Raw genomic sequence first — 20,302 nt, forward strand, 5'->3', positions numbered from 1 at the left:
GTGGACGTTAATCAATTGCTCGATGGAATGACCGAACGACAACAACAAGGTATTTTACATAGTGGAAGTCCAACGGTCATCACTGCTGGAGCTGGAGCTGGTAAAACGTCGGTATTAACTAAACGCATCGTTAAAGCAATTTATAATTCGGGAGATCCTGAATCAGTTGTTGCTATTACATTTACAAGTGATGCCGCCAGTGAAATGAGAGAAAGAGTTAATAAACTAATAGGACCAGAGCTGGGCAGTAGAGCAATTATTTCGACTTTTCATAGTTTTGCTATGAATCGCATATTACGACCTAATTGGGGTCATCCATATTTACGCTCTCTTGGTTGCGTGGGTAAAACGCTTGCTATTGAGTTTTCAAATCTATCACTCGATCACATACGTAAAAACGCCATGATGACGGGGTTATCTCAATCTCAAAGAAAGCATTTAGAGTGTTTTTTTGAAAAACCAAATGATGAGTTTTCTAGCTGGTTAAGCTTAACTCGATCTTATGGTTTTACCCCTATGACTTATTTTCAAGAGTTAGCGACACAACCTAACTTCCCGTACACGTCAATTGAAGAGCTTAATAACGAGAATGAAAAATTAGTTTTATCTGATGTTGATTCTAGTATGTATTCGAATATCTATTTCTTAAAAACATGGATTTATTACGACAGTACATTGCGAGAGCGTGAGTCTATTGATTTTGACCAAGTGCTGGTTTTTTCAATGCTTCTACTTGAAAAAGAAAGGGACGTGAGAATTAAGCTTAAGCAGCGATATAAGATTTTTGAAGTTGATGAGTTTCAAGATACGAATGTTTGCCAGTATCGGTTTTTATTGGCATTGGTTGGTGATGGTAAAAACTTATCTATGTTCGGTGATATTAAACAAGCCATTTATTCATTTCGTGGAAGTAATTGCTACCTTATGGCCAACATTAATAAACAATTTAAAGATCTTGTTATTACTAACTTGCCTGATAATTTTAGGTCTACTCATAAGGTGGTGGCCGCAGGTAATGCGATTGCTAAAAGCATGAAAATTCAATTAGTCAGTGAGGATATGATAGGGCATAAAGAGTCTGAAGTTATGCCCTTAGTCTCTCGTTATGACAATGAAGACCAAGAAGCGAACAGTATAGTAAATAAAATTATAGCCTTGAAAAGTAGTGGGGTGGCTCCACAAGATATAGGCATTTTATACCGCTTTAACAAACTTGGCCAAAATATGGAAAACTACCTTATTTCGCGTGGTGTATCTTATCGACGTATAGGTAATGACAAAGGGCTGTATGAAGAACCAGATATACGAGATATCGTTATTTATATGCACTTAATTTTTAATCCATATTCAATTAAGGCTGTGCGTTGTTTCTTTGCCTCTTTTGTTGAATTTGGTATCACAACAGGGATTTTGAATTCTGCGCTTAAGTCATTTCGAAGTGGTGGCCATAAAGAAGTAAATAATCATCAATTACTGTCTTATATTCTTGAACAAAACTTATGTAAACCCTCGACAAAAAATCACTTATCTCAAGTATTAAAAATGATCATGCATTGTTCTGGCCGCACATCTCGCATTTCAACGTTTGATAGTTATTGTCGTGATATGAATGAGCAATATGCCAATATGCCAGAGGAACATTGCAAAGAGATTGAGAATCGCTTGATGGAACCATTCTGGGGTGCTGTACGCGATTTTGTCAAAGAGCTTTGTACTATCTATGCTGAGCGCTATAAATATATGTTTTATTCGCCTGAAGACCGCAAGAGACGCCTCAATACATCTAAAGACTTAGCGGTTAAACACTTCAATTTAATATTCAATGCTTGTTATGAAGAATCGTTATCTGATGCCAATCTTATTAAGTACATCTGTACCCGACCGCTACTAGATAAAGTAAACAAAAAAGACGATGAAGAGAATACGACAGACATTGAGTTGATGACTATTCACGCAAGCAAAGGATTAGAAAAAGAAGCCATATTTGTGATCGGTTGCTCTGAAGAAAGTTGGTGGAAAGAGCCAGAAGTAAAGAGCGGTACTGATAAATATGAGGAAGAATTAAGACTTTTTTATGTTGCATTAACAAGAGCGATAGAACACCTTAATTTTACTTACTCTACAACACGAGTTTTTAGAAATAACGTAGAACAATGTGATCCTTTACGATTTTTATATCTGCTGAAGGATACGGTTACTTACCGTGCTGTTTCTCACGGTGAAGAAACCTTGTTCTCTAATATGGATACATTAAGTATTAACAAGGATATTAATCATGACTAGTTTAAATCAGAACCATAATGCCCCGTTAGATTTTGAGAAAGCATTGAGTAAATCATCCAATGCAGAATCAGCACTTCTTGATGAATTTGTTATTGATAGGGATGAGCTAGATTTAGCTCATGAGTCTATTCATCATGACCTACAACAAATCATGGACGAGTCTGATATTTGGAATGAGGTTGAGCATATTGATTCAATTTTGAATATTAGAGAGGGTTAAATTATGGCTAAGAAGAATCAAGTCGCCACTCGTATTAATGATATTTGGGAAGATGAATTTAATCTTCTGTTTGAATCTTTTAAAAGTGAATTAGATGGGCCAAATATTGAAAAAGGACCAATGTGGTCGGCTGTACCTGAATTGGCATTACCTATTAACGCTCTTACTGGACGGTTTTACTCGGGAATAAATGCCTCTAACTTGGAGCGTCATTTAGTTAATAACTTACATGAGTCAGGGGATTGGGATAATCGCTTTATTGGTTTTAATCAAGCGAAAAATATTGGTCTTAAGATGCGTAAAGGCTCTAAGGGCAGCAAGGTCTTATTGTATAAAACGCATAAAGAAGTAAAAGATAAAGACGGCACTAAGACGATGGAGAAGCTTGAAAAGCCTTACAGGAGTTATCAGACTGTCTTTCATATGAGCTGTTTTACAAATGCGCCACCTATGCCAACACTGGAAGAGCTCAATATTACTAAAAAACCATTTGAAAAAGACCAAGCAATTGAAGAGTTTATTCGCGGTAGTGCGGAAAAAATGAATGTAGATATTATCTTTAGTCATTGTGATTCAGCTCATTACTCACCTAAAGATCATGCTATTCAAATGCCGCACCCTAATTTATTTCGTTCTAAGTCTTCATTTTATGGTGTTTCTTTTCATGAAATTGGCCACGCTACAGCCCATGAAAGTTGTATGAATCGTGATGTGAAAGCTCAAAAAGGAGAAACAAAAAAACAAGCTTATGCTCGTGAGGAGCTGGTCGCAGAATTTACATCTTATATGTTAGGTAAAAAGCTATTCAGAAACATTGAAAGTAAACTTAATGCTCGTTACTTAGGACACTATTTGGATGAGTGCAAAGACCCTAAACAGGATTTCGTAGACTCATTATTTCAAGCTGAACGTTGCTCTAACTTTATTGTTCAATCATCGGGAATGAAACCTGAAATTGATGCTTACAAAACTGAATTAGAAGCACGATGTAAAGATGTGTTTTCACAGTCAATGGAGCGTTTTTTAGAAAAATCCCAAGAGATCAAAAAACAAGAATCAGAGCCGTTAACTGTGGCTTTTTAAGTTTTTTGAATTGATGGTTATGTTACAATACATAACGTCAGTTAAATAATATTTTTAGTTATAAAAGAGGTTTCTATGTATTCACCAGATGATATCAATTACTTTGCTTTTATTGGTCAACAATACCCTCAAGAAAGCGTAGTAGTCAGTAAAGAACGTATTTTTATGTCGTTATTTACCTATAATAAAAATTACGTAATTCTAAAAGTACTAAATAGTAAGTCAGTTAATAACATTACTGATGTCTCCCTTTCTATCTATCGAGAGGGGTGCGCTATGGTTTTAGGTGCTCATTGGCGCACTAAATTGAACTCAAGCAACTTTACGAGTTTAGTTCCGATTAATCCTCAAATAATTGATTTTCCAATCTATCCAACGGTAGGCGAAGTTGCTACCTTTGAAGTGCATTTTGTTGATGATATGACAGGGCAACTATTGAAAGTCATTTCTTTCATCCCTCAATCTAATGATTTTACGCAATCTTTTGTAAATGAGTTTAGTGAATTAAAAGCTGAACCTTATCAGACAGTACATTTCTCGCGTTCATTTGCTAAGTTTAATCAACTATCATTAGTGGCTATGGAAGACGCTATTATTTTGTCTTCTCCAGCTTCAATAATTAAAAAAGTAGCAGAAGAAAATGAGCCTCAATTCTTCACTATGAATGCAAAAGAAGATGGTTTACCTTCTTTAGAAGAGGTGGAAGAAGAGGCGTTTAGGTTGCAAGAGGAGGACGCTTAATGCTTCGTTTTGCATTGATTTTATCTGTATTACTTAATGTGGTGGCATGTTCCACCACTGAGGAAGCAGTTCAACAAACTCAGCCTGTATTATCATTATCTTCTATAAATACAGATCTAATTTATTATATTGAAAAGTGGGCTAATCTCGATACACCAAGTAAGCCATTAATATACTTAAGTAATGACCCTCAATTTATGACAGAGCAATTATCCGCTAATTGGTGTGGTGACGCTGTAGATAGGGTTTTGCTAGTCAATGCATTGGATTCATTATGTGATGATTCTGAAGGCTATAGAGATGGCCAATATTGTGTAAAAGAGGATATTAAAGCCCCTATCTTTGCGTACTCATTTGAACCTTCCCAATCTGCGGTATGTGACGATTTAACTCAACATGACTTAATGGTTACGGTCCCATTTAATCCTGAAAATCAAGCATGGTTAGATCATGTTCGTTCGCTTGGGTTCTTAACTCACAAGCAACGAGAAATGAAATTATTTTGGGATGAAGAGCTTACTCAACGAAAGTTAAAACGAGAGAAAGCGGAAGCGTTAGAGGTTTTACGTACAGAACAACGAGCCTTCTATCAAAATAAATTTGCGATAGAGGGGAAGTATAATCATGTTGTTTGTAAGTTAGATTCTAATTCAGGGCTGCTTATGAATAAGTATATTGGTCGTGTTTTAGCAACGTTTGATAATGAAGTTCAAGTACAACTTATTGACTATACTGGCCGCCTGAAAGCCCCTGATTTTCAGAAAAATAAAGTAGTAAGTGAATCATATGCCTTATGGGAGATGTGCGATGTCTGATATTTATATGAGTGGGACATTATTTGGAGATGCAAGCATTGGTATTGTTCAATATGAGGCATTGCGTTGGTTTAAAGAGTGTGAACCTCAAATAAAAAGCATGGTAAGTGATCTTCTTTCTGGTCAAGTTAATGAGCTATCAGAATTGCTTAATGATGAAGATAATCAGCGAAGTTTTTACTTATCTCATGTCGAATCAGTTGATATAACGTTAGGGCCAAGGTTCGCGAGGGCATGTGCGATTGCTTATTATGACCGAAATGACTTACCTCAATACTCTTCAGGATTACTAGGTTTAAGGCATGATGAGTCTTTTTTTCATAGCTGGGTCGATATGGTCAGAATTGAGCAATACCATGTCATTTTAGAGTTGGTAATGAATATCTCTCAAGATGTCACAGGTCGTTCGTTTAATTATTTATTTGAATTAAACTTTAATGACGTTGTTATCGAACCGATAGTAAACACAGCAGAATATCAAAAAGAAGTCTTTGGCATTGCGAGTTCATTTCATCATTTATTACAAATATCACCAAGTTTGTATAGTGCGGATTTTTCAGGAAATTTACCTATGAAATCAAATGTATGTCCTTTTAAATATCAACAGGCGCGTAGTCTTTATGAGTTGCTAAAGCAGTATGATTTTACATTTGATAGTTACAATCTGAAGGATTTATCGGGGCTTATATTAAGTAATTCGTTGTTAGGAGTGGATAGCTATCAAGATTATTCTAATGTGGTTTCAAAATGGTTAGACCATTCATTGTTAATGCAGGCTTCAAGCTTAGCAAGGCATTAAATACGCTCTATGATATGTTTATATATTGATATACTAACGAGCATGTATTTTTATTAATTTATTGCACTAAGACTACCATAATGACGCATGCTTGGTGCTCCCAACGCCATTCAGTCATAACTTTAAATATGTTGTTTACCTCTTCGGCTCCCTCACATTTAAGCCTTCGCGTTTCATAAACGATGGCGTTTATCCAATCTCTTAATTGTATAAAAGCAAGAACAGGATGACTTTCTGATTCTTGGCTGATTAAACGAGTTCTATCTGATGACAGTGTATAGTTCTTTAATTGCTTTCCTTCTCCCGTTGTTAGTTGATGATAGATATTTAAAAATGTTTGGCTTGTTTCACTTGATAGTGTTACCCCTTCAATATTATTCATTGGCAAAAATGGAACATTATTTAATTGGTCCTTTTCGTGCCGTATTTGATGGGGTAAATGAAGCTTCAATGGAAAAAATTTCAATTTTGCTGTGGAACTGATTGAAAAAACAGGCGGTATGTCTGTTGTATCATACGTATCCATACATATTCCTTCTCCTTTAACTTAGGTTGCAGCCAGAAACTCTAGCGTTAGTTTTTAATGGTTTTTTGTTTTTCAAAAAAATGGGGACATCTATTTTTTGGCCAATTCGTTGCTCTATTTCAGCAGTGGTTACAATGTAGTTGTCAATTTGATTTGCTGTAGCTGTAGGAGAGTTTGGGATCCACCATGCAATAACTTCATTCCCGTAATAAGCAACTTTCCAAAATGCTTCAGGGGCTTTAATGCCGTGGCTGATCATGAAGTCACCATTTTCAGGGGTTTCTCCAGTGAATGCACCACCTATCACTGTTACGTCAGATTTATCTCTTCTGCACTCTACATATTGCTCAGTGACCAGCCATGAGCCCCTGTTCATTTGAGCTGCTTGCGGTAGGACGTTTGTCATAATATTGCTTTGTTTAATGGCTAAGTCACTACTATCTTGCGAATTTGCAGGGACTAAATGGCCTCTATCATATTTAACTTCATCTTTTTTTGTTTTGTATGTTGATACTGATGTTTGTTGGCATTTACTTGGTAAATTAGGGTCACGAAAAAATCGATTATAGCGGTCGTAGTTTGCAATATCTTTGACGGCAACATACTTCCATTGAATCGCACTTTTGGTTTCACAATTAATCCAAATATCAAAATTCTTATAAGTAATCTGATAAATAGGTTCTGCATGTACTGATAATGGCAATATTGAGGCTAATGTCAGTGAAGCAAAGCAAGCTGTAGCGATTATTTTCTTTTTTAATGGTATGAGCATGTTTTTCACCAAAATTACAATGTTAGTATATTATTGTAAACGCATTATATAAAAAATAAAGTTTATGGTGATTATGTGTGATATCGAATCTGACATTTGCTGTATATTTATGGTTTATTATCAAATTTAAGAATTTTTTAAGCATTTTCCTGAAAAATCTTTTCTGTGTAATTTGGTTTGTTTTTTATGCAAATTAACAAGTATACACAGGTGACCACTTTATAAAAAAAACATATAATAGTTACGTTAAGTGGTGGTTATGAAGTTAGCGCAACAAAATAACCCTTTTGTTGCGCTAATTATGACCCAAAGGAGTGTTGTCTCAATGCGATAAGATTATGTATGTGCATTGTGAGCCTATAGGTGACACTGTAACTGTTTAAAATTGTTCTAACAATTAGGTGGATTAGGTTGATTATGGAAAATTTACTAGAGCTTTCTAAGATGGATGTTAAACCTTCAGACATTAAGGCCTTTGTTTATGAGTTAGCTGAAATGCTGGAGTGGGATATGAATGATGTTTTATATCGTCAATTATTCGGTGGTGGCTTATTTACATACAAGGATGTTATGTTTTTAAAAGTTCATGAAGGATCTTTTTATTTTCGAGTACCTGAAAAAATGCTCCAGTATTGGATAAGTCTTGGTAGCCAATTAATACCGAAGGTTAATAATGCAAAGGGTGGAAACAAACGTCAGAGCTTAGCTGCTGAAGAAATTACGTCATTACATGTGGCCATAGAGAATCCTGTAAGTAATCCTTGTAAACGTCCAACGTATTTTTCTACAAATAATTTCTGGTACTCCATTCCAATATCGGTTAAAGAAAAAAATAAAGTAGCGCAAATATTGCAAGGGTCTTACTTGTTATGCGTTAAAGAAGATAACAATATCAGTAAAGCAAATGATTTGAGAAAGCTCCCAAATATAACCGCAGCACTCAAGCGAATTTTAATTAAGGCTGGAGTAAATAATATTCCTGAATTAGAACAGATGGGAGCGGTTAAAGCATTTCGGGCGATCAGGAAAATTAATAGTAATGCCAGCTATGCAATGCTCTTTTCTTTACATGCTGCATTGAACTATAAACATTTTTCATTATTAACTAATAGTGAACGTGAAACTCTAGTTCAACAATATGAAGGAAAAATACAGGCCAGAAAAAGTATTCATAACGTTATGGGATGTAAATCATGGGCAATGGTTTAACTCTTTATGAGTCAAGAAATTATATTTTATTAAATGGTGATTCTCATATAACTAATAGAGATTCAATAATGTCGGGGAAGAAAGGTTTTTTAAAACATGAACATCGTTGGGCTCTTGTTGGAGGTAAACCATTATCGTATGAAGAAGGATTGCATATAGATGATCTATTGAATAGAGATGAGCATGAATATCTGGAAGTTTTTTTAGAAGCAGTTTAGCCATTTATTATATTGTTTAGGAAATATGTTAATTACAGGAAGTTGTTATGAATGCAAATGAAAATTCATTGAAAGGGTCTGATTGTTCGATTCAATCTAAATCCTTAAATGTTAAATTGAATAAGAGAGGTGTTTTATACCTTCTCACATTTATTTCTGGTTTTGCGTCTTTAGGCTATCAGTATTTTTGGTTTAAATCTTTAACCGTTACCGTTGGTGTTGATTTATATTCTAGCAGTGTCGTTATCGCTGGTTTCTTTTTAGGATTAGGCTTAGGCACACTCTTTTTTTCCAGAGATAAATTTCGTGATCTTGCTTATTATAAGCTTGAATTCTATGTTACTGCTTTAGCTATTTTATGCTCATTCATATCGCAATCTCTTTGGCTTTATTTGAACTTATCTGAAATGTTAGGTATTGGCGCACTTGTTGTAACAGGTATCACTTTTGCAATTCCAGCGTTTTTTATGGGGGGGACATTATTAGCATTGATCAGGCTATTCATAAAACTTGAACACCCTTTGCATGAAGGGGTTGTATATGGTGTTAACTTATTCGGTGCGATGTTAGGGCTATTTTTATCAGCTAGCGTATTACTTCCCTTACTTGGTGTGACAAAAAGTTTATACGTCCTTTATTCATTGAATGCTTTTATTGTGGTGGTTGGTTTCTGGGTTGAAAATAATGTAATAAGTAAACCTCTTCCAAGTAAGGCGACATCATCCGTTTCCCCCCGTTACGATCTTATCGCTCTTTATGCCCTTACTGGTTTCTGCTCACTTTCCTATGAAATATCATGGCTACAATTATTGAATCAAATAATCCCATCAAGAAGCATTAACTATTCAGTCATTGTGACGGTGATGCTTGGTGGCCTTGGTATTGGCAGTACGTTCTTTGCTTCTTTGACATTATCGAGAAAAGCCGCATACCGAAGTGTGCTTATTTTATCTTCACTATCAGTCATATCACCGCTATGTTTTATTTTCTTTTTATCGCAAAGCCTAGCGTTTCATGCGTCCAATGATATTTTTTACTTTGTGGTTTCATTCTTTGAATACTTGAATGGCGACCCATCGGTTCCTAATGCTTATTGGCAATTGAGAATATTAGAAGTGTTAAATATATTTCCAATTGTATTGTTTACAGTTTTCATCCCAAGCATTTTGTTCGGGGCTATTTTTCCACTGGTTATCAAAATATCGCGACGTTCTGATGCTGCATTAGATACTGGCGTTTTATTAGGAACTAACACGCTAGCAGGCGTATTAGCAACAATACTTACTGGGTTTATATTGATCCCTTCACTTGGTGTGGTCCCTTCATTAAAGGTGATCATGTGGATTGGTATTGTATTTATTACTTTCTTATCATTAAAAAATCAAGGTACTAAAAAGTGGGCATTTATAGCCATATTACTGTCATGTGGTTTTGTCATTCAACACGCATTGCCAACGAATAAAACACACCTTCTATTAGCTGAAAGATATGAGGGAACAGAAACCGAGTCAGTATTTTTTACTGAAGGTAAAGGGTACTCAATTTCTGTTTTTCAGGAAAATTCAGGTAGTGATTCATTTAAGCGATTGTTTGTTCGTGGTGAATCGAATACTGCTGACTCGATGCCTTCTTTACGTTATATGCGTTTACAGTCTTACTTACCTTACTTTGTTCATAATTCAGAGCCAAAAGATGCATTAGTCATTGGTTTGGGAACGGGTATCACGGCTGGTGCTTTCTCTCAGGTTGATTCCATTAAGTCGGTTGATGTATTTGAATTGTTACCCGATATGATTGAAGCAACTCAATTATTCAAAGAGAGTAATTACGATATCGTCAATCAAGATAAAGTGAACGTTACGATTGGTGACGGGCGTCTTCAGCTAGCTAAAACAGATAAGATGTATGACATCATTACTCTTGAGCCACCACCACCGTCAAGTGCTGGTGTTAATAATTTGTATTCTTCAGAATTCTATCAATTAGCTAAAGCCAGAATGAACAGAGATGGAATTGTTGCGCAGTGGTTCCCGTTAACGACTCAGAGCTCTATGGCCTCTCGTGCCATATTAAACACAATGATGGAAAACTTTAAATTCGTTAATGTGTGGTATACAGAAAGATTTGAAGCTTTAATTATCGGCTCAGACCATCCATTTAATAAACTCACGTTTTCTGATATTCAATCCAAATGGGATGCTAACCCTAAGATAGCGAGTTCGCTTGCAGAGGTTGGAATAGAAAACACGACGGATTTAATCGCTACCTATCTTGGGTCTAATAATGATTTTTTCTCTTATTTGAATGACTCTAAGCTTATTACTGATGATAACGCTCTATTAGAAGTAGACCAGTACAACCTATTTATAGATGATATTTTATTTACTTATCAAGAAATACTAAATGTACTTGAACAATCTAAATCTATAGCTGTACCTACGAGTTACCAGCTTGATTTAAAACACAAGAACCAACTACAACGGTTGATGTTAACGGGTGCTTTCAATAAGACTGATTATGGACGCTTTAAAGGTGATCCGTATGTGGATTGGTTGATTTCGTCTCATTCTAAATAGATTGCATAGGTATATTTTAATGAAAAGATTTAGGGGTTTAATAGCAACCACATTTTACTTTATGTTTGTGGCTTCTATTCTGGGTAATTTTTTCTTTGTTATTTTTATTCAATACAAAAGAATAAATGGAGAGAATCTAAATATAGAATCAGGAGTTTATGAACTACTTATTTTAATGACGAGTGTTTTTTTTGGATTGATGGTTTTGTTGAATGGGAAACGCTTCGAACAAATAAGAAATATAAAACGTTAATAATATTTTTATAAAGGAATTATAATTATTATGATATGTAGAGAACCAATAGGATTAGTTGTAGCAACAATCCTTTCACTTGTTTATGCGGTTGATTACTTCTGGCCAAAACCAGATCTTTGTTATATTCAAATTAATGAAGAACCTTTTGTTGCGAAATGGGTTGAATGTCCTGATGAATACAAAATTGTTGATATTGAAAGTGCAATATTGTTGGCTGATAGTAAAAAAAATGAAATTTAATTAAGGAGATAAATTTGAATGTGATTTTATATTTTGGCGGTGCAATTGCCGCTGGTGTTTTGACATCTGCAACATGTGCTTTGTTTAATTGGCTGGGAAGTAAAAACTACCCAAGTGAGGGAAGTGACGATGTTAATGATAATAGAATAACTAAGAAGCGTCTCGGTTGGCTCTTTGGATGGGTTATTCAAGGTGTAATTGGTGGGTTTGTTGTTTCGTTCTTATTCGCTGAGTATGTTTTAAGAGACGGTGGATCTGTAGGGATTGTATGGGCGCTGGCTTTTGTTTCTGGTTCAGTATCTTGGTTGAATTTTAAAGAGTCGATAGACGCGATAAAGCAATTGATACAGATTGTTAAAGATTTTTTTAAATAGGCTTTAGGTAGAGCAGCGATAATAAAACACTTAGCACTGATAATGCTGAGTGTTTTTTCTTTATTCTGATCATTAATCATGTTTATAAATTATAAGTAGTGGTGAATTTAACAATGATGGATATGTTATCAATGATAGAAAACTGGTCTCCACCACCATGCCCCTCTTGTGGTGCAGAGGAGATGGAGCATAAACTTTTTACGGTTATCCCAAACCAAGAAAAGCCCCGTTTAAATAGTGGCTGGTATTGCATTATGTGTAAATGTGGACCATATAAATTAGGTAATTTTAGTGAGTCAGATGCCGCTCAATTCTCTTTGATTCTTTTGAATAAATAGGTGCTGTTTTTTAGAAAAATAATACAGGTCAATTATCGTATTAAGATTGATATGTAACATTAGTAATGTTAGATTAACTCTATCGTATATGGATAGGTAATGTAGATCATGAGTGATGTTAAAAAGTATGAATCATGTATAGAAAAAGAGGACCATCGAACTAAAATTACGCACGGTGATTATTCACGATTCGAACCTTTGGGAGAGACAACTTTAAGTAAGTATTTTACCCCAAACAACATATACATCATTACTGGAATGGATTATCACGCTATCAGTGGTGATCTTCATAACCTCACTCTCCATATCCCTAAGCATGAAACGTTATACTCGGACTCACAATGCATTTCGTTTAAAGATTTTGAATTGCACTTTACTTATGTCGCTCCTGAAACCGCAGAGAAAGAACGTCGAGAGCTACTTGATGGTTTTGAATCGCAAGTCAAAGAAATTCAGGGTGAAATGCAAATGGCATTATCTAACCCTGAATCCATTTATGAATTAATTCGAACATCAAGCAATGAAGAGATAAAGAGTGGTCTCTCTGAAATCGATTTTAGTATACCTGTATTGCCTTCTCCCGAGCATAACCGCAGTAATGAACACACTATCATTCCTTTAGTTAATGGCCAGTCTGTGGATGTTGTACGACGACAACTACTAAATCAAAAAGCGCTTGGTGAAGTGGTAGGAACATACTCAAAGGTGAAATCCAATGAGTTATCACAAGTGATTTCTTTTAGCGCCTCAATATTAACTGAGAAAGCTCAAGCTGTTCAGGGGCAAGCTCGCTTTATGCAAGACTCAGTTAATGGAGTAATGAGCAAAGTTGATATGTTGAACCTGTACTTAGGTGAAGGGGTTGACTGTTTTACTCTTATTGATAAGCCTGAATCAACCAGCAAAGCTAAGATTAATTTCTTTTGTCATAAGATTTACGCTGATGAAGAAATGCTAACTCATAGTTTATTTTCCGATGGTGAATTTGATTACACTAACGATGACCATTTCTTCAAACGATTGGCTGATGAGCCTGAGTTTTTAGAGCGCATCTTACCTACTGAGCGTTCAGTCATCTGCTTTCAATCAAGACGAAATAAGAAAGATTACGGTGGTGGTCTTGGTGATCTGATTGCAAACCGAAAAAACCGCAGTGTTGGGTTGCTAATTCGTGATGGTCAGCGAGTGAGTTGTATTTATTCACCGATTGATTATCAGGATCGTTTATTCCCTACATTAGATGAGATGAATAGCCAGCTCGATAATGTAATTGACGCTGATGATACTGAGCTTACGGATGCACAAAATAAGATTGAATCATTAAATCAAATGTATTCTAAAGTCGCTGCCATATTCCAAGGGATCATTGATAGACAAAGTACGGGTGAACATGTTGTTTTTGGTGCGTTAGCTGAGGAAGCTTATGGCGCGAGTTTATTCACGCCTGAACTGATCGCTAAGAACATTAATTTGATTAACGATGAAGATTTTTTAATTGGTGGCGACACGGTTGCTGGCTCTCCGAGAAAGTGGCTAAGCTCTCATCTTATCTGTGAACACAAAATAAATGATTTTATTGTATTTAATGCAGGGCTGATAACTCCTGAGAATGCAAAAGGTTTATATTACTTTAGTTCAAGTATATATAATGATTTTGAACCAAGATTGGACTATGACGCTGATGACTATTTTAGTGTGCTTTCTGTGAGTGCAAGTAAGGAGTCTATTTCAGTCAATGTACCCACCACATATTCAGGTAATAGCGATAAAATGGCCGATAAAAAGGTTGCTAGAGTTTCAATTAACCCTGAACGTACAGAAAACATGCTTAATCTAATGTCTATACGACTTTCTGAGTTGGAAACCATTCTTTCTTCTCGCGTAGCACGGCCAACAATTAGATCTCGAATGCAATCACTGATGACCGCCTATGTTTTTCTGAAAAACCTTAACGAAGAAACGCTATCACTCCGCAATGAACTTCAAGATCGTTTACCTGAACTTAATAACGATGATTTACTGCTATTGATCCTAAAGTGGTTATCTAAAAATACCAAAGCTCGCTCAACGTTAGCATTACCATCAAGTAAGTTGATTACCAGTATCGCTAAGTTGGCTCAAGATTCTTACCATGTAGAAGCATCATTCATCGATACGGTTGAATTTTTGGCAAGCGAACATAATAAGAAATTATTATTTATTGCCAGTAATGGGCGTGACTTGGTGGTGGGCGTTGAGGCTACGACCGTTTATGATTTGCCGTATCAATCAAGAGTTCAAGATCAGCATTACGGATATCGCTTCCCTGATTATGTCGAACTTTACTCTGTTATTGATAATCAATGGACCCAAATTGGATTGTTGACTGATGAATTATTAAGTTATCGCATTGTTCATGTATTTAGTTCTGCGCATTTTTCTGGTATTTCACTGGAAGATGTTGAGAGCATTCATAAGCAAAAGGGGATCAGCAGAATACACTTACCGTGGGATACCGATAAAGTGGAGTTGTCCCTACAAGATCTGTTAGAGCAAGACATCTCACAATATGTAGAAAGACTAAAAAGTGAGTACGTTAAGCGCTCTTATACCAAAGATGTTGCACAAGCTCAGAAATTATCACAACACTTGAATCGTGGTGATAATCTGTCATCGTCATTTCTTGCAATGTACCAAGAGGGCATTGAAAGTACTGATGACAATACTCGCTGCTCATCGATGTTAGATTTGATGGACGTTATATTATCGAGTAAGGAGATATCTGTGTATAAAAAAGAATACTCAAAATACACTGATGTCCACCACCCAACGTTGCTCCTTCCAACACGATTAATTCAAAAGAGATCTGATTTTTCATCGCTATCAGAAACACATTGGGAAGGAATGGCGATTTATCCAATTAGAATGATTGTGAACCTATACCATTCTCTTTCTGATTTACTACAGTTTGAGCATAAGTCACTAATCTTGAATTTTATTAGCTCACTTCTACAATGCAGACAAGTAGATTCAGAAAATATTTTATCTAAATCGTATCCAAAGGTTGCTCGACTTGTTAGCTCACATTTGTCTGAATTTGAAATACTAATGATGGTAGACGTTCACTATAGAACGATTGATGTTGATGTTGCTCAATGGCTTGTTGAGTCAGGGTTCTCAGAAAATACTCATTCATTATTTGATTTGGATAATTAGTATGACTTCTAGAACCAAAGAAGCCTATTTTAAGCGCATGTACATTGCCTATCTCATATCGTCGGGTAGAGCTGACACGCAAGCGAAGATTATTGAAGTAACAGGCCTTGGCCAAAGAACCGTGTATACCTGTATTGAATCACTTGCTGATTATGGAATAGAAATAGTGAAGCAGGGAACCGCAAGAAACCAAAGCTACTCTTTAATTAGTTGGGGATTAACCGATCCCAAGCAAATTGCTTTTCAAATAGATGATGTAATCAATTGCGCTGGTTGCACAGCATTGGAGAACATTTAATGGCTAAGGTATTTGCTGTAGCTAAAGAGCAAGGAGTTTTAACGTTGTTTGAATGGAGTAGCAAAGCTGCTTTTAGCAAAACAGAATCCTTTGTTGATTCCAAGTGGATTTATATTGCGACAACGACAGATTATAAAAAGGACGGTTTGTTTAATGCACCAAATGAGGCAATGGAGAGTAAGCGCTCAATAGCTCCTCACAAATATTTTCCATCTTTCTTTGTGTCGAATACGAAAGATGAGATAGAAGCCCACAATATGCTTTACCGTGCGTTTAAGAAGCATTTTAAAAAGGATTCATCGGATGATTTACCTAGTTAGTGCTCATAAGTACCCGAGCTTTTTTACTCCACAGGGCAATCTTGTTGATGTCGTGCTTAGCTATGACACCACAAAATGTAGCTCAACAGTGAATGAGTGTGGTGAAGTCTCGTGTCGTGAGATAAAAGCGACTACAGCGGTGTGTGATGATGTTTGGATGGTTAAGAATGTAGATAGTGCAATAGAGACATTAAATGATCATGGGGTGTATCCTTTCAAGACGAAACAAGATGCAAAAAACTTTGCTAAGCATCATGGTCTAGTTGGATTTCGATACTTACCTGTTAAACGCTTAATTTAAGGAATGAATGATGGAAAATAGTATTGCATATCAAGAAGGCAAAAATGCTGCATTAAAAAGAATCGCAATAGAGAACAGTGCGATCATTAAACTTAATGAAAACTCTCAGCGTTATGATGATTTTCTAGCAGGTTTTAATAGTGTTAATAATGATGAGTTAGATTGTGGTTGTGATTCCCTCGGAAGTCAGTGCAGTGTTTGTGATGACGACGAGTGATCCTTTTAGATTGAGAAAAGGTTAGATACTTGGTTAATTTAAGGAATTTAAAATGGAAGATTTATTAAGTGTAGCTCTCTTTATAGGATGGCTTTGTTGTTTATGGGGGCTATGTGGTTTGTTTATCAATTTTTGGTTACGTACCTTTACGCGGATCCTTAATGTAACGGACAGTGAGCGTAAATTTATACAGTCAATCTCTTATCTGAAAGCAATTAGAAAAGGCTTATTTGTATTTATTGATTACAAGAAATTTATCGACAATTTTTTGGAAAAACCAACAACGAATAAGAGGGATTCAGAAGGTATAGAGGTTGATTCAGTTACGGTAAGTGGAAATGGTAAGGGCTGCTAGTTGGATTTCGATACATGCACATTTATTCGGTTAACTAATCATTCTATTTTGCTTGTTTTTCTACCACCTTTTTATTTTGCGTGTATACTTGGTATATTAATTTAAACACTTACCATCTATACGCACAAAAAAGGAGTGTTTTATGAATGCGTTATTAGCAGAAACATCAATTGATCAAGATTTGAGTCATCATCATAATTTTGAGCAATCTGAAGCTGATACATCATTAATCATGGTCACTAATTTGATTGTTGGTGGTATTGCTCAACATGTTCGTACTGATCATGGATATGCGATTGCTCCAATTCCAAGATATGTCAGAGTAAAAGGGCTACGAGGTAAAGCAAAAGCTAACGAGGAACAAAAAGCAACGGCAGTGAATAATCTTGTTGGTGCGGTAAATGCATTTTTAAAATTGACTACGGATAATAGCGTTAAAGTCATTGATGAATTAGAAAAAAGTGGCATTGAAGAAATATCTGAGTCTGCATTGATTCTTACTCAACGTTTTTTAAAAAAACGAAGCGATTTTATGGCTCATCATAGCCTATTAAATGCGAAAGAGTTTGTTAAGGCGTTAGGTGTAACTGATTCTAATCCAAGCCGTTATATGAACCGTATGCGTGAAAACAACATGGTCTTAGCCGTTAAGATTAATGAAAATTATTCATACCCAGCTTTTCAACTCGATAAAGAAGCGAGCGTTTATACTGAGCTAGTTCAATCTATCCCAAAACTGTCTAAATATATGTCTGGTTGGGATATTTCGTTTTGGCTAACAGAAATGCACACTATAACGCAGTATATGTCAGTACCCGATTTTGATGTGGTGGAACAAAAGGCAAAAACAATCACATCTCTGGACGATATAGCCGCTTTTATTGATGATAATGCGGATTCGTCAGGTGTGGTTTCAGCAACCCCATTATCTTTGTTAGAAGGTGGAGAAACAGACTTATTTGATGAGTTTGTTGATTCTATGATTACTGATGAAAAAGAAATTCCGTTAAAAGTAATTTCAGCTTCAACGGAAGGGTAAACGATGAGCGATGAATTGTACGTTTTACCTGAGTTTTCTCGCTTTTATCGTATTCATAGTGAGGTTCGTGACTCGAATGAATTTAACGCTTCAGGAAAAGGTGGTGGTCGCTTTGACCCAATCCGTTTAAGTAGCCAAGATAAGGATTTTGTTGGAGTGCTTTACATTGCCTCTCATTACATTGATGCGTTTTCAGAAACCATCATGCGAGTTAATGACCAAGGGCTGCATAAATTCGTGTCAGCAGATATAGAATTTAAAAAATTAGCTCAACTTGATTCACAACGCGAGCTAGTTTTTTTAGATCTTAACAAAGTCGATGCAATATCAGGGCTATTAGGTAGAGGACAACACTCTTATTCTAAGTTACGTCTATTTGCCGAGACAGTGCTTTGTATTCCTAAATACGAGGACATTGATGGCTTTGTATGGGATGGAATTCAACGTGGGATCAGTGGACAACGTGTGTTTGTTGTCTTTGGTAAGAATGCGACAAAAAATGATTTTGTTGAGCGTGTTTCAGAGTACCTTCTTCATCCAACAGGTATGTTTAAAGTTCAAGATGCAGCGAGAGCATTAGAGTGTCTTATCCCTAACAATGCACTTAATAATTAAAGATAGAGAGTATCCCTATGAAAACTAGCCAAGCTAAGCCTAAATTGATTTATGGACAAGAGCCTTCACATTTTACTTATCAGGTTTCCGAACGTGGTGGCTTTAATGTGTATGGTTGGGGTATTTACCCTACTAGTAGTGTGTTAGCTGGCCAAGACTGTAAGACTTACTTTGATTATTTTGAAACGATAGAAGAAGTGAATAAGTATTATCCAGATGCAACAGCAAGTCATAAGTTAATGGAGCCGCAAAACACCTTCGATCATCTTCCTGATACCCCAGACTATTAATTAAGCTTAAAACTTGCACACTTATTTGAACCTAGCTAAAATTATAATTAGGTGGGTTCAAAAAAGTATGGTTATTTATGTCCGTTTATTTAAGCCTTGGAAAAAATAAGCAAGGTGATTTTTATCACGTAGATTCACAAAAATCAGGAAGAGGCGAGCTAACTTGTCCATTCTGTGATTGTCCTTTGATTGCTGTTAAAGGGCAACAGAAAGCGTCTCACTTTCGTCATGATGGACCAACGTGTAACGAGTCACTTAACGAAATTCCCCAAATCCCTGCTTGGCATCATTTTCATCTTAACTATTCAATAGCTGTAGTTGAAGCTCTAAAAGAAGGCTATCAAGCCGACAGTAAATCCCCAAATGTATTCCAGCATTGGAAATCTAAACAAGGTCAGATTTCTCATCTAATTCATGATGAGCTTTTTAAACAAGACACTTGGACCGATAACTTACTTTTTACTGACACCTCCAGAATAATACTTGGAAGCTTAACCCTGCATGATTTTAGCCATTGGATGCGCAGTGCTTTACGTGATCGTATACAGGCATTACGCGATGGTATAGAGGAAGGGATTAAACATCGAGCATGGCTAGACATTGAGGCATATCGTCAACAGTCTTTACTTAAAGCGTCATTATATTTATTTGAGTATCAATTAGATGATAAATCGATTATTCATAAAGTAGGACGAACGCAGAGAGAACCAGCACAACGTTTGAAAGAAACAGTACTGGACTTAGAAAAAGCGACTAATCAAAGTGTGGTAAAAAGCAAGATTTTACGAGTTGTTATGAATTCAGGCCATGTCGAAAAATACGTATTTTATCGTTACAGCAAACAGCTAGCTAATATTGGTAATCATACTGAATATTTAATTCTTGATAAGAGATCATCAAAAAGGTTGAAAACAGAATTTACTAAGCTCGCGAATAACCCTGAACCTTTCAATATAAATGAAAGATTTATAGTAACAGGGCGTTGGAAATACGAGGAAAAACGCTTAGCTGCTTCAAAGCGCGGTATCATTCTAACTCAACGTGAAAATGGTAAGTTTGGTCGTCCAAAGGGAACAACATTAAGTAGTGATGATTTTCTATCAAAGCATTCTGATATTGTGGCTTGTTTAGAGCATGGGAGCTCTATCAATCAAACGGTAGAGAGTACAGGTAAAGGACGCTCAACTGTGAAACGTGTAAAAGCCACAATGGAATAGGAGGA

24 protein-coding genes are annotated in these 20,302 nt (G+C 36.0%); 22 read left to right on the plus strand and 2 right to left on the minus strand.

What is annotated here, in order from left to right:
* The 6 genes from AC2IP4_RS20725 (at position 1) to AC2IP4_RS20750 (ending at position 5,941) form a co-directional block, all read left to right on the plus strand.
* Positions 1-2,283, plus strand: a complete 2,283-nt coding sequence (locus tag AC2IP4_RS20725; RefSeq protein WP_486317196.1) for an ATP-dependent helicase — start codon at positions 1-3, stop codon at positions 2,281-2,283.
* Positions 2,276-2,503: a hypothetical protein gene (locus tag AC2IP4_RS20730; protein WP_486317197.1), complete on the plus strand. Its 228-nt coding sequence runs from the start codon at positions 2,276-2,278 to the stop codon at positions 2,501-2,503. The genes AC2IP4_RS20725 and AC2IP4_RS20730 overlap by 8 nt, the downstream gene beginning before the upstream one ends.
* Positions 2,504-2,506: 3 nt before the next feature.
* Complete coding sequence (locus AC2IP4_RS20735; protein ID WP_486317198.1) at positions 2,507-3,586, plus strand: zincin-like metallopeptidase domain-containing protein; 1,080 nt, start codon at positions 2,507-2,509, stop codon at positions 3,584-3,586.
* Positions 3,587-3,661: 75 nt separating this feature from the next.
* Complete coding sequence (locus AC2IP4_RS20740) at positions 3,662-4,327, plus strand: hypothetical protein (RefSeq protein ID WP_192957869.1); 666 nt, start codon at positions 3,662-3,664, stop codon at positions 4,325-4,327.
* Positions 4,327-5,142 carry a hypothetical protein gene (locus tag AC2IP4_RS20745; RefSeq protein ID WP_192957868.1) on the plus strand — a complete coding sequence of 272 codons (816 nt, stop codon included), beginning with the start codon at positions 4,327-4,329 and terminating at the stop codon, positions 5,140-5,142. Before AC2IP4_RS20740 ends, AC2IP4_RS20745 begins: the two co-directional genes overlap by 1 nt.
* Positions 5,135-5,941: a hypothetical protein gene (locus tag AC2IP4_RS20750; RefSeq protein WP_486317199.1), complete on the plus strand. Its 807-nt coding sequence runs from the start codon at positions 5,135-5,137 to the stop codon at positions 5,939-5,941. Before AC2IP4_RS20745 ends, AC2IP4_RS20750 begins: the two co-directional genes overlap by 8 nt.
* 58 nt (positions 5,942-5,999) lie before the next feature.
* On the opposite strand, the gene AC2IP4_RS20755 is transcribed toward AC2IP4_RS20750, so the two are convergent.
* Together AC2IP4_RS20755 and AC2IP4_RS20760 are read right to left on the minus strand one after the other, a co-directional pair.
* The gene (locus AC2IP4_RS20755) at positions 6,000-6,467 is read right to left on the minus strand and encodes a hypothetical protein (RefSeq protein WP_274440623.1); all 468 of its coding nucleotides are present in this window, start codon (positions 6,465-6,467) and stop codon (positions 6,000-6,002) included.
* Positions 6,468-6,483: 16 nt separating this feature from the next.
* Positions 6,484-7,239: a DNA/RNA non-specific endonuclease gene (locus AC2IP4_RS20760; protein WP_486317200.1), complete on the minus strand. Its 756-nt coding sequence runs from the start codon at positions 7,237-7,239 to the stop codon at positions 6,484-6,486.
* A gap of 417 nt (positions 7,240-7,656) precedes the next feature.
* Between AC2IP4_RS20760 and AC2IP4_RS20765 the strand changes: the two genes are divergently transcribed.
* The 16 genes from AC2IP4_RS20765 to AC2IP4_RS20840 all read left to right on the plus strand — a co-directional run bounded on the left by AC2IP4_RS20765 (position 7,657) and on the right by AC2IP4_RS20840 (position 20,297).
* Entirely contained in the window at positions 7,657-8,448 is a 792-nt protein-coding gene (locus AC2IP4_RS20765; protein ID WP_486317201.1) for a TfoX/Sxy family DNA transformation protein, read from the plus strand.
* Positions 8,433-8,666: a hypothetical protein gene (locus tag AC2IP4_RS20770; RefSeq protein WP_486317202.1), complete on the plus strand. Its 234-nt coding sequence runs from the start codon at positions 8,433-8,435 to the stop codon at positions 8,664-8,666. Before AC2IP4_RS20765 ends, AC2IP4_RS20770 begins: the two co-directional genes overlap by 16 nt.
* 47 nt (positions 8,667-8,713) lie before the next feature.
* Positions 8,714-11,242 (plus strand): fused MFS/spermidine synthase, encoded by a 2,529-nt coding sequence (locus AC2IP4_RS20775; RefSeq protein WP_486317203.1) that lies wholly within the window; start codon positions 8,714-8,716, stop codon positions 11,240-11,242.
* A 283-nt stretch (positions 11,243-11,525) separates the two neighbouring features.
* Complete coding sequence (locus tag AC2IP4_RS20780) at positions 11,526-11,738, plus strand: hypothetical protein (protein ID WP_274440619.1); 213 nt, start codon at positions 11,526-11,528, stop codon at positions 11,736-11,738.
* Positions 11,739-11,758: 20 nt separating this feature from the next.
* Complete coding sequence (locus AC2IP4_RS20785) at positions 11,759-12,112, plus strand: hypothetical protein (protein ID WP_486317263.1); 354 nt, start codon at positions 11,759-11,761, stop codon at positions 12,110-12,112.
* 113 nt (positions 12,113-12,225) lie between these two features.
* A complete protein-coding gene (locus tag AC2IP4_RS20790) occupies positions 12,226-12,450 on the plus strand; it encodes a hypothetical protein (RefSeq protein WP_486317204.1) in 225 nt (74 codons plus the stop codon).
* A gap of 108 nt (positions 12,451-12,558) precedes the next feature.
* Positions 12,559-15,645, plus strand: coding sequence for a hypothetical protein (locus AC2IP4_RS20795; RefSeq protein ID WP_486317205.1), 3,087 nt, complete (start codon positions 12,559-12,561; stop codon positions 15,643-15,645).
* Between the two features lies 1 nt (position 15,646).
* Positions 15,647-15,943 (plus strand): helix-turn-helix domain-containing protein, encoded by a 297-nt coding sequence (locus AC2IP4_RS20800; RefSeq protein WP_486317206.1) that lies wholly within the window; start codon positions 15,647-15,649, stop codon positions 15,941-15,943.
* Positions 15,943-16,263: a hypothetical protein gene (locus AC2IP4_RS20805; RefSeq protein ID WP_486317207.1), complete on the plus strand. Its 321-nt coding sequence runs from the start codon at positions 15,943-15,945 to the stop codon at positions 16,261-16,263. Before AC2IP4_RS20800 ends, AC2IP4_RS20805 begins: the two co-directional genes overlap by 1 nt.
* Positions 16,247-16,564 (plus strand): hypothetical protein, encoded by a 318-nt coding sequence (locus tag AC2IP4_RS20810; RefSeq protein WP_192957856.1) that lies wholly within the window; start codon positions 16,247-16,249, stop codon positions 16,562-16,564. Before AC2IP4_RS20805 ends, AC2IP4_RS20810 begins: the two co-directional genes overlap by 17 nt.
* 7 nt (positions 16,565-16,571) lie before the next feature.
* Complete coding sequence (locus AC2IP4_RS20815; RefSeq protein WP_274440616.1) at positions 16,572-16,781, plus strand: hypothetical protein; 210 nt, start codon at positions 16,572-16,574, stop codon at positions 16,779-16,781.
* A gap of 52 nt (positions 16,782-16,833) precedes the next feature.
* The gene (locus AC2IP4_RS20820) at positions 16,834-17,136 is read left to right on the plus strand and encodes a hypothetical protein (RefSeq protein WP_274440615.1); all 303 of its coding nucleotides are present in this window, start codon (positions 16,834-16,836) and stop codon (positions 17,134-17,136) included.
* Between the two features lie 142 nt (positions 17,137-17,278).
* Positions 17,279-18,175 carry a hypothetical protein gene (locus AC2IP4_RS20825; RefSeq protein ID WP_486317208.1) on the plus strand — a complete coding sequence of 299 codons (897 nt, stop codon included), beginning with the start codon at positions 17,279-17,281 and terminating at the stop codon, positions 18,173-18,175.
* A gap of 3 nt (positions 18,176-18,178) precedes the next feature.
* Positions 18,179-18,790 (plus strand): RES domain-containing protein, encoded by a 612-nt coding sequence (locus AC2IP4_RS20830; RefSeq protein WP_274440613.1) that lies wholly within the window; start codon positions 18,179-18,181, stop codon positions 18,788-18,790.
* Positions 18,791-18,807: 17 nt separating this feature from the next.
* Entirely contained in the window at positions 18,808-19,080 is a 273-nt protein-coding gene (locus AC2IP4_RS20835) for a hypothetical protein (RefSeq protein ID WP_274440612.1), read from the plus strand.
* A 77-nt stretch (positions 19,081-19,157) separates the two neighbouring features.
* Entirely contained in the window at positions 19,158-20,297 is a 1,140-nt protein-coding gene (locus AC2IP4_RS20840) for a competence protein CoiA family protein (RefSeq protein WP_192957850.1), read from the plus strand.
* Positions 20,298-20,302: the final 5 nt, after the last annotated feature.

The organism is Aliivibrio thorii, assembly GCF_057368585.1.